This is a genomic window from Trichocoleus sp. FACHB-46 (assembly GCF_014695385.1).
Lineage (GTDB): Bacteria > Cyanobacteriota > Cyanobacteriia > FACHB-46 > FACHB-46 > Trichocoleus.
The window spans coordinates 234,949-247,588 of the sequence record NZ_JACJOD010000041.1 but is presented as its reverse complement, the minus strand read 5'-3'; the positions used below and the strand labels follow the sequence as shown (position 1 = coordinate 247,588).

Genomic DNA, 12,640 nt, shown 5'->3' with positions numbered 1-12,640 from the left:
GGTGCTATCTTGGCTTTCAAACTATTTTCTTTTCTAGGTGCGGGGGCCGACTGATTCGGTGCGCTTCCGCGCCCCTTCTCTCTCGACCGCTTAGCCAATATAACGAAGTCCACTGGTAGCTGTCAAGGGGTGGGGGAAAGTTTTTTGGATTACTGTAAATGCCTTCAACACAAGCCCTTGTTTTAACTACGGCACTCACTAAACAGCAAAATCGAGAATTTACTTTTAGCATTCTGCAACTGCCTCATGAGCTTCTGTGTACTGAACTGCAGTGATAGCGACCTTGTCAATTAACCGTTAGTTTTGGATTGTGGCACGCGTAGAGTTAACTGACTTGCATGCTTTACAAGTGCTGAGCTGAGATGGAATTGCCTAGGAGTATCCTTTGTGAAATTTAGGCTGATGAAGAAAACTTTAATAACATCTCTGATACTGATGATGCTATATGTACCTCAGCCAGCAGCCAGCCAACTAGTACCTCGACCTTGGGTTTCGGTGGGAGTTAAAGACGATGACCCAACTTTCTCCATAGGTGCTAAAGCGGTTGGGCTAGGTGTGGAACTAGGAACTGGACCAGGTGGTGCCACTGGAGTGGATGTGCTTAAGTTTGTAAACTTGCCTGTCGTCTCGCCTTATGTGGGTTTGGGGCTGTACTCTGAAGACAAAGGTGTTGCTTATTCCGGCGGTGTACAGGTTGATGCTTCTGACAATTTGTTCGTTGGAGTAGGTTACAACCCGGTTCGAGGGGTAAACGGGCAAGTCGGGCTGAGATTTTAGGTGACTCCGATCGCGAAATGACTAGGGAAAATTGGATGCTGGTTAAATTAACGCTGTTCCTCGTGAGCATGAGATTTTAGCATTTGAAAGGAGGGCAAATGCAGACTGGCCTCCAACTCTGCGCGCTTCACGAAACGATTGAAGTCACTAGCAGCTTTGGTTTTTTGCTCTAGAGGTACCCGGTCATACCACAACCAAAACAGAGTTCTGGGGCTGATAGTGTCAGGTACGTTAGCCATAGTTATAGTTTCATCTTGCGTCAATAATATTCGTAAGCGTGACGCAAAATGTTGGTTCTGACCATCGATAAGACACGGAGTTGAGAACATCTAGGCAACGTAATCTTCGTATTTTTACTGAATGTTCTACAAAGTTTAGATTTTCCCATCAAGATGGCATTGGCTAACGTTGAGGTTTGTGAACTTAGGTCCGACAAGGATGCGATCGCCCTCTTAGCTCCCATTACACTAGCTCAGCTTTTTTCAAACTTCAATTTTAGCTGTGTAACTGACGAGTGTGAAATTGGAAAGTTAGCATTAGGTAGCAATTTAGGATTTTTAGTTGCAGTAGATGGAACCCCTTGTTCGCTCGTTTCCAACTCAGAAGATTCAGCCTAACAATACGGCACTACTCGTCATTGATATGGAGCGGGATTTTGTAGATATGGGGGCTGTGCAGGAAACACCAGGAGGGCGAGAACTAGTTCCAGTGATTAATCGCTTAATCGATTGGGCTAGGCAACATACTGTGCCCATTATTTTTACCCATGAGATGCATCGACCTGACAAAAGTGACTATGGGATTGAACTGGAATATGACCCAGTGCATTGCCTAGAAGGAACGCCAGGTTGTGAGCTTACAGATGGCTTGAATGTACAGCCGCAAGATTACCGTATATTAAATAAGCGCCGATACGACTGCTTTATGGGCACCGAGCTAGATCTATTGCTGCGAGCGCAAAAGATTGAAAATTTAGTTTGTTGTGGAGTTACGGCTCATGTTTGTGTCATGAGCACAGTCTTCACGGCACGAAACCTAGACTACCGAGTAATTGTGCCACGGGATGCGATCGCAGGGGTTACGGTAGACCACTACACAGCAGCCTTACTCTGTATGAGTGATGTTTTTGCCTATATTTCAACTGCTACAGAAGTCACTCAACTCTGGGGCTAACGCTCGTTAGTTAGGAAGTGCTACTTTCAAGTTACTTTTTCCAAGGCAGCTTAGTGCCCATTTCAGTGAAGGCGGAAAAAACCAAGTACAGCGCTAAAACACCAACACTAGCGAGAAAAATCATTAAATCGCTATTCATGGATGGGACACTTGAACTTACTCCTTGCTGATCATGGCAGAGTCGAAGCCGTGTCGTGAAGTCCTCCACGGTAGCGCTTTGAAACAAAAACAGCGATCAGAGCTGAAAACATCGCTGCGATCGCCGTTTAGGTTTAATGATGGTCAGAATTTAGAAGTTCATGAGTCCTAGATAGGAAGCTGAGGAGATGGCGATAATAGTCAGAACTCCCAGAATGATGCTGAGACCGAATTGAAAAGCAGGTTTTTTTCCAGCGCTCATAATTTACACCGCTTAAACTAATTTATTTAGTCATGGTGTCTGTGTCCTCAAAAAACTACATCCTGCCACAGGACTAAGTAAGAAGGCACAAAAAATTGAAGCGAGATAAAAAATTTTGCTTGCTGGAGTTTGAGTCGTTCCTTAAGGGGGATGCTTGCAATCGCTTGATTTTCCCTTTGGCAGAAGAGGAAAGATAGGGGCGATCGCTACACTTAAGAAAGTATTAAGTATCCTCTAACCCCTAGCTGTAACTTGGTTTTGTATTATGAAATACTTAGGACAAACCATTGAGCTAATGCAAAAAGATGGCGGATGGATTAGCGTTTGGTATCACCATATTTGTACGATTCAAGTTGGAACTTTTCCAACCGCCAATGCTGCTTGGGATGCTGCTACAGAGCTAATCCAGCGGGATCTTGCAGTTCGAGGGCTGCTACAAGTTATTGACGATTGGAGTAGTGACAACTTCATTACTTGCCAAGAATACTCACTCTTGGAAGATTCACTCGTCCAGTTTGTTGTATCGGTTTAACAAGTGTCAATGTTGAGTTGCATCAGCTATGAAGTACGAGCTAGCAGCGATGCCTCACCTCGTCGATATAACTCACGAGCGTAATCTGTCCAAGTGCCCTGACCCCAGTAACGGAAACAGCTAGTTTGTAAGAGCAAATTGTAGAGTAACGCTTCCTGATAGTCCGATCGCTGCGTCACTGAACTATCCTGCTCTACTAGGCGATCGTATTTCTCGTGAAACAGTGCGCTGAGTTTTCTCATGGGGTCTAAAACATTTTCGTAGCCATTGACCCAACTTAAATGATTGGTCCAGGAAGCTCCGTCCATGTGGAATTGGTGGTCGGTAGCTTTGAGCTCGGCGATCGCTTTCTCCACTGCTTCAGGTGTGGCTTTGTCTGGATCAACTCGTTGCCAAATTTTGTGTTGATTGACAGCTTGGCAAATAGGATAGTCTTCCGGACTAGCACCCGCTGCTTCAATTAGTTCTAAGTACTCAGTACCATTTAGAGCAACTGTGCCAACTCTCCCTCCACCTTGCTCCCGCACTTCATGACAAGCTTTAAAGAAAGCTTGAGGAAACTCATTCATCATCACACCACCATTTTCCCCGTCAGCAATTTGGGTAACCAGGGAGGGCACCGTAACATCGCCAATTTGCTGGTGGCTGCGTCCTTTGGCTTCGTAATAAGGCTGCATTTGGCCGACTAACTTGGTATCTGAGCCTTGAGTTTTAATGAGAGCAGTGATGCTAATCGTTTCTCCATGACAATTCCGAGCAACCAATCGGTTAGGGATATATTTCTGATCGTGTTGCAACCCAGAACCATCTATGTTTTCGACAGAATGTTCTTGCACCATCAGCCAACGATAGCCACATTCCTTGAGCGCTTTGATGTATTCATATAGCGTGTCCGGATGATTAGGTAGATGCATTTCCGGCGGTGAGAAACCCTTCACCCGTTTTAAAGCGTCATAGCCAAAGATGGCTGCAAAGTGCTGTTGCCAAGCTTGGATATGCAGTTTGATATCTGGGATGGGAGTAGAAGGAATCACAGCGTGACTCCACATGGTGCCTAACCACTCCACATAAGGCTGATATTGGGGGTCACAAGCGAGCCGTTTCAGATTATTTAAGACATCCTCACGCCCCAGTTGGCGCAGCCCCCACAGTAGATTACCTGAGTAATCGAGCATCATCCGAGGATGGCATTCTTCTGCTACGAGTTGAGGGATAAACTCTCCCATGCGGCTGTAACACCAAGTAAAGGGATCAGCATTATGGTTATCTCCTTCCCCAGGATGCTCAAACATATATTGTAGGTTGCTGATCAGGGCACCATTGGCTCCTGCCGGAATTGTGGGTTGGTGCATATGCAGTGCACAAGCAAATCCTGCTGTAATGTCTGCTAGTTGGAGATTCGTCTGGGGTGAGAAAATAGGTTGATTGTGGTTCACCACTGTATTGATCTCTGTCTCCCAACCACAGATGTTGGGCAGACCTGATCTAATTTCTATCAAGGTGGGAAGAGGGGAAGCCGAAATTTGTGTAGACACAGAACTTCCTTCATGCTGATTTTGCGATCGCTTTCAATTGTGACTCATTCCAGTAGAAATCGTCTTAACTCAATGGAATTTGTCGCCACAGTTAGGACTGGCAAAGAGTAGTCACAAATTGGGAACTCTACATCTCATAGCCAATACTGGTAGTTTTCTTGACACGCTCAGTTATCGATTTTACTAGTCAGATTAGGAGTCAGCCTTGGAACTCGTGCAATTGGCCAAGCAAGGTGATGGTAGGGCGATCGCCACTTTATTAAATCGAGCTTTTGAGAAACAGGCAACTGCTGTCAAGGTGAATCTCAGGGGTAACTGCTTACAAGTGCTACTAGAGGCGACTCCAACGCCAGAACCATTAGCTGCCATGACCTTGATGCAACAGGTGATGTCACATATCCAACCAGAATCGCTAGAAAGAGTTCAAGTGTATGGTCGGGAAATAGGGGCAAAAACGTTTAGCTGGCAAAAAGAAATACGACTTCAGCAGCCCCAGCAGCCACCTAGTATTCAACCAACACTGCAAGACCGAGAACTCACTAAGCAGGGAGATTTTGAACAAAATGAAAGCCAAACCTCACCCTGTTTACAGCAGCCATCTGCCACGAAAAAAGGAAAGCTAGTTTTCTACAGTACCCGTAGACAAAGCCCTTCTCGCTCATCAACTCAGCATCAACCTCAAGCTGTAACAGTTGAAGGTTGGGGTGCAGTCTTAACAGGATTGGGATTGGCAGTGATCTTGTTTATCCTCAGTCCCCTGAAGCTGCTATTTCGGGGATTTTTGGTCATGGTGCATGAGGTAGGGCATGCTTTGGCTCACTGGTTATTTGGTCGTCCTGCCATTCCGATGATTGATTTCGCTTTCGGAGGTGGAATCACCCTGAGCTTTGAGCAATCTTGGCTAATTCTAGGGCTGATTTATGTGGCGATCGCCTATTCAATTTGGCTCTATCGGGTCTATCCTCGCCTGCAAGGTGTTCTGGTTGGGTTGGCAGGGCTTTATAGCTTCTGCCTACTTACCGATTGGAATCTCATTTTGTCAACCTTTATGGGGCATGGCATGGAGGTTTTGGCTATTTTTATTTGTCTTTATTTATCAATAAGTGGTTACTTTCGTCGTATGGATGGCGATCGCACTATCTATGCCATGCTAGGTTTCTTTACCTTGTTTAGCGATCTCCAATTCTCATGGCAGTTGCTTTACGATTTAGATTTCCAGTCTTGGTACGAAGAAGGTAAAGGCGGAATCATTGACAACGATTTGGTAATCCTAGCCAGTGAGTACTTTAACGTGGATCTCTCAACTGTTGTGGGATGGCTAGTAGCAAGCTGTATCACGGCTCCTATTCTCGCCTTTTTGCTTTTTCGCTATGAGTCTTGGTTGCGGTCTGCCATTGGCAAGCTTTTGGCATAACTAAAACAGTACAGCTAGCTAAACAGTGTAGTTAGCGATCGCTGGCATGTTGCTTTAGTTCGTTTAGAGAAGCATATTCCAAGGCTGAGGCATGGGTGGCGGCTAAAACAACAGGAGGAGCCATGCCTGCATCTAAAGCCTCCTTCCAGCGGGAGGCACACAAACACCAGCGATCGCCAGGCTTCAAACCCGGAAACTCAAAAGCTGGAACTGGCGTACTCAGATCGTTACCTTGCTCCTTAGTAAAGGCCAAAAACTCTTCAGTCATTTGGGCACAAACTACATGGGCTCCAAAGTCACCGCCACCTGTATTGCACTTGCCATCTCGGTAGTATCCGGTCATGGGTGAGGTGCAGCAAGTTTCGAGGGTTCCACCTAGTACGTTGCGTGCTTCTGTCATGCTACTCCGGCTCTCTAAAATCTCTGATTGCTTAGGTTACCAGTTTAGGTGGATTTGAGGTGGAGTGCTATTGAGGTTGTTGAAATTGCTTAATAAATTCTATGATTTGTCGCATTTTGAAACCTTTAGCCAACTGGCGGAGATGGGTTGCAAAAGGTAAAAATTGCGGATCAAGCAGTTCTAATCTAGCTGCTCTCTCCGTTAGGGCTTTAAGGTCGCCCATCATCGCTAAGTGCAATAAAGCTGAAATTTCTTCAGCAGAGGGAGCTACTAGAGATGCAGAAGGGCTGTCGCTTGCTTCTACGGAAGAGTGAGAAAGAGATCCTGCTGCGATCGCCTGCCGACTAGGATCAGCAATATCAGAAATATTTGTCGATGGGTTCTGTTCTGTTTCCTGAAGAATATCTCTAGTTTCAAGACCCGATGCTAAGCTCTCGCCCTCAGCTTCCTCGTAAATCCATTCTAGTTTTAGGTGATGGCTTAGACGCTCCAGTAGCTCTGCTTCACGAATCGGCTTGGGCAGAAAATCATTGCAACCTACTTCCTGGCTCTGCTGTCGATCCATCGCAAAGATGCTGGCTGAAGTGGCAATGACCACAATGTGCTGGAGAACTGGAGACAGACGAATTTGGCGAGTCGCTTCAAACCCATCCATGCCAGGCATGACCAAATCCATCAAAATGACATCTGGCTCAAACTCATACGCTTTACGCAACCCCTCCCGGCCATTGGTCTCTTCCAATACCTGAAATCCTAAGGGCCGTAGCAGATTGATTAGCACTAAACGATTCTCTTCCTTGTCATCTATCACCATAATTTTCCGCCGATCGCCTTTATAGCCACAAATACTGCGATCGCAGCGAGTAGCATCAGATAAGTGAGAAGCTTCAGTGAGATCCAAATCAATCCAAAAACTGCTTCCCTGCCCAGACGCACTTTGTACTTGAATGTCACTCCCCATGAGCTGTACCAGTTGACGGCTAATTGAGAGGCCCAAGCCTGTTCCCTCGGTTTGGCGATAGTGTTCGCTAACTTGGCGAAATGGCAGAAAAATCTCCTGGAGGTGAGCGGGGGTAATCCCAATGCCCGTGTCTTCGATCAGAAAGCGGAGTGTGGTGGCATTTGGCACCTGAGAACTTTCCAACTTACCCGCAGCCAGTGGAGTGTTGGATGAAGTATTTGGGGTTGGAGGGAGTAATTCATTGCCTAAAGATGAAAAACTGCTGACATAACCGACTTTGAAAGTTACGCCACCGTTTTCCGTAAATTTAATTGCATTTCCTAATAAGTTAATCAGAACTTGCCGCAAACGCTTCTCATCCATTCGCACCAACCGGGGGAGGGGAGGAAGCGGTTTGTAGGTGAATAATATTCCCTTTTGCTCAGCTCGAATGCGGCAAATCTCTACAACTCCTGCCAAAAACTCTGAGAACAAGACATCACTGAAGTAGAGTTCCATCTTGCGAGCTTCTATTTTGGAAAGGTCTAAGACGTCGTTGATCAACATCAGTAGATGCTCTCCACATTGATGAATCACGCTCAAACCATTCTTTTGCGACTCTGTTAAAGCTTTATTCTTCTTGAGAATCTGAGCATATCCTAAAATGCCATTGAGCGGAGTTCTCAGTTCATGACTCATGTTTGCGAGAAACTCGCTTTTAGCCCGACTAGCCGCTTCAGCTACTTCTTCTGCCCGTTGGCGATCGCGAATTTCCTGCTGCAAGTCTAAAGTTCGTTCCTCAACTTTGGTTTCTAAAGTCCGATTCGCTTCTTCCAAGTCAGCGTAAAGACGAGCATTCTCAATCGAAATGGCGGCTTGAGAAGCAAGTAACTGTAAAACTTCTAAGCGTTCTGAAGTAAAGGCTCCAGTCGTTAGATTGTTTTCTAAATAAAGAGTCCCAGTTAGCTTACCTTGATGCAGAATTGGTGAACATAAAACTGACTTAGGTTGATATTTTCTAATATATGCATCTGAGGTGAAAGCTCCTTCACAGCCCGCATCATGGAGCACAACAGGCTCATGGGTTCTAGCAACATAATTGATGATTGACGTGGGATAGGGATACTGGGCAACTGGATCTTCAATGGCGGTTGTGATCTGAGATTGCCATGCCAAAACATCTCTGCTAGTGCTGCCAAAGGCTGCAACCTCTAACTCTCCTGCTTGCTCTAATAGTAATAATCCTAGTTCTGCACCTGCATTTTCCATCACAATCTGCATGAGTTTCTCTAGCAGCCTCGTCAAAACAATCTCACTGGAAAGTACTTGAGATGCCTTGAGGATGGTGGCTAAATCCAGTGTTTGGGTATGATCACCACTGGTAGAGCGATGGGTTTGCTGTTTAGTAAGTTGGGAGCTACCTCGCTGCTGGGTACGAGCGAAAACATCTATATATTTTGCTTCTAGGTGTTTAACTTTAGCGATCGCCCCCCAGCGTACATAGCCATAGTAGGCTTCGCTTAAGTATTCCTGAGCAAACTTATTCCGACCCAGTGAAAAGTAGAACTCTGCGGCTCGTTCATTGGCGAGAGCTTCTTCTTGGAGATATCCATGTTCTTTAGCTCCAGCGATCGCCTGATCATATAACTCTCTAGCCTCAGCAATTTGCCCTAAAACTCGCGCTTTTTCTGCTTCTACTAGCTCATATTTATGCTGAAAGTTCATTGGGGCATGAGCGGCCCAGTTACGCATCTTCTCCTGATTACTATCTACTTTGCTCAAAAGGTGAGATTGTTGAGCCTGCGATGCCGATGGATAAATGCTGAGTTGTGCCAAAGAATCATAGAAATGACAGACTGGTACTACTAGAAATGCTCGTACTCCATCTAAATACTGTTCGGCTAAATCGGCATTCTCTAGAGCTTTTTGGTATTCTCCAAATAAATAACAAAGAATCAGCTTATTGAGATAAAAGTAGTGGAGAGTAGTCCTAGAATTGGCCTTCTGAAGCAGGGGCAATGAGTAATCTTCGTCATACACTTCACCGACTAAACGATAGGAATTTGTTGTAGGTTGCAGTAAGTTGAAAACTGACTGTTGAAATATTTGATTCCAGGCGAGGGTATTTTCTTGGTTGAGCTGGGCAAAAGCAGCACTAAGAGTTACCATTTCCTGTTCTAGCTTCGGCAATTCTTGACCAACGAAGTATAAATGTTGGCATCTCTGCATGGCAGCATAGCAACCATACTCAAACTGTCCGTTCTCTAACCCGTGCAAGTATGCATCTTGGAGTAGCTGTAGAGTTTCTTTAACATGAACCTTGCCATGCATTGTGCAAGCTCCCGCAATAAAAAATATGCTTGTTTTTAGTTCTAAAGTGTTGAAACGCTCTACCAAACTTAAAGCTAATCTACCGAATTTATAAGCCGATTCAATATCTGAAAATACTCCATTGAGGAGGACGCTATAACAAACATATCCATAACTGGAAAAAGGTGCATTACCATATTGAATCGATAGAATAACCTGTTCGCAGGTAACTAATGGAAAGAGGGCGGGTGCTGCTTGATAAGTAGGAGAACCCATACTTGTAAGCATGCGTATAGCAGCTAGCTTCTCTACTTCTGTCATTAAAGGCAGATTGATCAAATCTTCAATATTTCTACCAGTCAAACTAGTAGTAGTTTTAGCCAGCATCTGCTCAATGTTAGAGGGGGTAGGTGATTCAGGTAACTTTACCCCTAATAGTTCCAAGGCTTGCAATCCTATTTTGACGGCTTCAAGCGGTTGAACTTGGGCCATGCAAGCTTGAATTCTAACTTCATAAACCTTCATTTTGTCAGTGGGAACTTTAGCTTTTTGCAGGACAGTAGTGGCCCATTCCTGCATCTGTGCAAAGTTGCCGTTGAGGTAAGCAGTCTCTGTAGCTGCTTCGTAAAGAGCTAAAGATAATTCGTACTGATTTTGCCAGCTATTTGTTGCCAACAATCCCAAACCTGCGCTTAAATAACGAATGGCAGACTCATAGGCAACCGATGCTTTTGCCTTCTGTCCAGCAGTTAAATTAAGGGCAGCTAACTCATATTTTTCTGTCTCTGCACTAAGCAAATTGATGCCATAGTTGAGCTGATTAACTAAAGCAAAAATATTTTCTTTTTGCTCTTCAGGAGTTGAATTCTGTAGTAGTAACTGACCAATTTTTAAGTGAGTTCTTTGTTTTTGAGACTCTGGGATGAGAGAATAAGCCGCTTGCTGCACTCGGTCATGCAGAAACTTATATACAGTTGAATCTGAAGTAGTTAAAGCAGTTGCAGGATTGGAACTATTAGTTTCCTTGAACACCCCATCTATTGCGTCAGAGCTATAAGCTAGAGGGATTTTGTAGAAGCTGTTGAGTGGAGAAACTAAGCTTGCTTCTAGGGCTGGCCACAAATCTGCCGCTGTTTCTATCTCGGATTTTTGATGAGCGATCGCTAAAACATCCAGGGTAAATTCATTGCCAATACAAGCAGCTAGCTTTAAAGCATCTTGGGTCGGCTCCACCAGTCTTTGAATTTGACCAATCATCAGCTCTACAACATTCTCAGTAATCTCAATGTTTTGCAGAGCAGCAATATCCCATTTCCAACAGTTTTGCTCGAAGTTAAAGCAGACTAAGTTTTCTTGATAAAGCGATTTTAAGAGCTGAGTCGAAAAGAAGGGATTGCCTTGGGTTTTTTCAAAAATCAATGCGGCTAAAGCTGCAATCTCATCCGGGGTGGTGCGTAAAGTATCCGCCACTAATTGATTCACATGGCTCACAGTCAAAGGTTGGAGAATGATTTGATTAATGCTGGCTCCAGCCTGTTGAATTTGCTTAAGGGTATGCATCAAGGGATGAGTGGCACTAACCTCATTGTCGCGATAGGCTCCAATTAGCAACAAATACTGAGTGCTGGGGTCGCTGATAATGGACTCCAGTAGGTTTAAGGAAGGCAAATCCGCCCATTGCAGATCATCGAGAAACACAACTAGAGGATGCTCGGCTTGGCTGAATACCCGGATAAACTGTTTGAATACTCGGTGGAAGCGATTCTGTAATTCCGCCGGACCTAGTTCAGGAACCGGAGGCTGTGGCCCCATAATGCGGACTACTTCTGGAATTACATCAATAATGACTTGAGCATTGCCTCCCAAAGCTTCAGATAACTTGGTCCGCCACACTCGGATCTTCTCATCACTCTCCGTGAGAATTTGCTGGACCAACTCTTGAAAAGCTCGAATTAGAGAAGCATAGGGGATATTGCGCTTGAATTGATCAAACTTCCCGGAGATAAAGTATCCCCGCTGTTCCGCGATCGGTTTATGGACTTCGTTTACCAAAGAAGATTTGCCAATCCCGGAGTAACCGCTGACCAACATCATTTCGGCTCTAGGTTGGTTATCTTTCGGGCAAGCGATGCGAGCGAAAGCATTCATTAGTAAACCAACTTCCCGATCGCGCCCATATAGCTTTTGGGGAATCGAAAATTGACTAAATGAATCCAATTCTCCAACTTTAAAGGGGGCAATCTCACCAGAGGTTTGTAACTGTTGCAGACAAGTTTCTAGATCGGCCTTCAGCCCCAAGCCACTTTGATAACGCTCCTCAGCCGTCTTGGCAAGCAACTTCATCACAATGTCAGCGATCGCTGGAGGAATTGCTGGATTGATCTCCCTTGGAGAGATGGGAGCTTTAGCAATGTGGCAATGAATTAGCTCTAGGGGATCTGTACCTTGGTAAGGTAGCTGGCCTGTGAGCAGTTCGTAGAAGGTAACACCTAGAGAGTAAAAATCGGCTCGGTAGTCAATGGCGCGATTCATCCTTCCCGTTTGCTCTGGAGACATATAAGCGAGACTGCCTTCGAGCAAATTGAGCTGGTTTGCGACTTGGTTTTCTCTAGATAGACGAGAAGCAATACTGAAGTCAATGATTTTGACTTGCTTAGTCTCAGGATGAATCAGGATATTTTGGGGTTTAATATCCTTGTGCAGAATGTGTTGTTGATGTAGTTGAGCCAAAATTTCTGCCAGTTGCACCGCAATCTGCAAAAACTGGGTCAAGTCCAATGCTTGGCGATCGCAATATTCATTGAAATATTCACTGAGGGATTGCCCAGAAAAATCCGGCAGGATCAAGGCTAGCCCGTTGTGGTAATTCTCCAGAGCGATGGGCTTCAGAACGCCATCGATCTCTAAGGACTGTAAAATTTTGAACTCATGTCTCAGCGTCGCCAGCTCCTCGACTGAAGGATGCTCAGCTTTCAGGGTTTTGATGATGACAGAGCGATGCTTCGGCTGCTTAGAAGCCCGATAGATGACAGTATTAGTGCCCTCATAAATCACTTCTAGGAGTTTGTAGCCAGCAATAGTCATGGTTGGTCGTACCCGCAGCCGTACTAGCATCCATGATGACCTAAGCTCAGGGGGAAAGGCATGAGCTGCTTGCAA

Annotated in this window: 9 protein-coding genes; 5 read left to right on the top strand and 4 right to left on the bottom strand. The window is 45.1% G+C overall.

The annotated features are described in order from the left end of the window. Positions 1-435 precede the first annotated feature (435 nt). Positions 436-777 carry a hypothetical protein gene (locus tag H6F72_RS24535; RefSeq protein ID WP_242017105.1) on the top strand — a complete coding sequence of 114 codons (342 nt, stop codon included), beginning with the start codon at positions 436-438 and terminating at the stop codon, positions 775-777. A 47-nt stretch (positions 778-824) separates the two neighbouring features. Here H6F72_RS24535 and H6F72_RS24530 read toward each other — a convergent pair whose 3' ends face one another. Next, entirely contained in the window at positions 825-1,016 is a 192-nt protein-coding gene (locus H6F72_RS24530) for a hypothetical protein (protein WP_190441867.1), read from the bottom strand. Positions 1,017-1,347: 331 nt separating this feature from the next. Between H6F72_RS24530 and H6F72_RS24525 the strand changes: the two genes are divergently transcribed. The 3 genes from H6F72_RS24525 to H6F72_RS24515 all read left to right on the top strand — a co-directional run bounded on the left by H6F72_RS24525 (position 1,348) and on the right by H6F72_RS24515 (position 2,882). Next, complete coding sequence (locus tag H6F72_RS24525; RefSeq protein ID WP_190441866.1) at positions 1,348-1,950, top strand: cysteine hydrolase family protein; 603 nt, start codon at positions 1,348-1,350, stop codon at positions 1,948-1,950. Positions 1,951-2,122: 172 nt separating this feature from the next. Next, positions 2,123-2,260, top strand: coding sequence for a hypothetical protein (locus H6F72_RS24520; RefSeq protein ID WP_190441865.1), 138 nt, complete (start codon positions 2,123-2,125; stop codon positions 2,258-2,260). A gap of 355 nt (positions 2,261-2,615) precedes the next feature. Continuing rightward, positions 2,616-2,882 (top strand): hypothetical protein, encoded by a 267-nt coding sequence (locus H6F72_RS24515; RefSeq protein ID WP_190441864.1) that lies wholly within the window; start codon positions 2,616-2,618, stop codon positions 2,880-2,882. Positions 2,883-2,908: 26 nt separating this feature from the next. Here H6F72_RS24515 and H6F72_RS24510 read toward each other — a convergent pair whose 3' ends face one another. Continuing rightward, the gene (locus H6F72_RS24510; protein ID WP_190441863.1) at positions 2,909-4,417 is read right to left on the bottom strand and encodes a glycosyl hydrolase family 57; all 1,509 of its coding nucleotides are present in this window, start codon (positions 4,415-4,417) and stop codon (positions 2,909-2,911) included. A gap of 205 nt (positions 4,418-4,622) precedes the next feature. Here H6F72_RS24510 and H6F72_RS24505 point away from each other — a divergent pair, with 205 nt between their 5' ends. After that, on the top strand, positions 4,623-5,831 hold the full coding sequence (locus H6F72_RS24505; protein ID WP_190441862.1) for a hypothetical protein: 1,209 nt from the start codon (positions 4,623-4,625) through the stop codon (positions 5,829-5,831). Positions 5,832-5,862: 31 nt separating this feature from the next. Here H6F72_RS24505 and H6F72_RS24500 read toward each other — a convergent pair whose 3' ends face one another. Both H6F72_RS24500 and H6F72_RS24495 read right to left on the bottom strand, forming a co-directional pair. Further along, positions 5,863-6,231 (bottom strand): DUF2237 family protein, encoded by a 369-nt coding sequence (locus H6F72_RS24500; RefSeq protein ID WP_190441860.1) that lies wholly within the window; start codon positions 6,229-6,231, stop codon positions 5,863-5,865. Positions 6,232-6,298: 67 nt separating this feature from the next. Beyond that, entirely contained in the window at positions 6,299-12,565 is a 6,267-nt protein-coding gene (locus H6F72_RS24495; protein ID WP_206755459.1) for a hybrid sensor histidine kinase/response regulator, read from the bottom strand. Between the last annotated feature and the right edge of the window lie 75 nt (positions 12,566-12,640).

What these genes read in the sequence shown, in the direction of transcription:
- H6F72_RS24530 (WP_190441867.1), bottom strand. Translation starts at nt 1,016, where the DNA reads ATGGCTAACGTACCTGACACTATCAGCCCCAGAACTCTGTTTTGGTTG.
- H6F72_RS24525 (WP_190441866.1), top strand. Translation starts at nt 1,348, where the DNA reads ATGGAACCCCTTGTTCGCTCGTTTCCAACTCAGAAGATTCAGCCTAAC.
- H6F72_RS24535 (WP_242017105.1), top strand. Translation starts at nt 436, where the DNA reads ATGATGCTATATGTACCTCAGCCAGCAGCCAGCCAACTAGTACCTCGA.
- H6F72_RS24495 (WP_206755459.1), bottom strand. Translation starts at nt 12,565, where the DNA reads ATGACTATTGCTGGCTACAAACTCCTAGAAGTGATTTATGAGGGCACT.
- H6F72_RS24515 (WP_190441864.1), top strand. Translation starts at nt 2,616, where the DNA reads ATGAAATACTTAGGACAAACCATTGAGCTAATGCAAAAAGATGGCGGA.
- H6F72_RS24520 (WP_190441865.1), top strand. Translation starts at nt 2,123, where the DNA reads ATGGCAGAGTCGAAGCCGTGTCGTGAAGTCCTCCACGGTAGCGCTTTG.
- H6F72_RS24500 (WP_190441860.1), bottom strand. Translation starts at nt 6,231, where the DNA reads ATGACAGAAGCACGCAACGTACTAGGTGGAACCCTCGAAACTTGCTGC.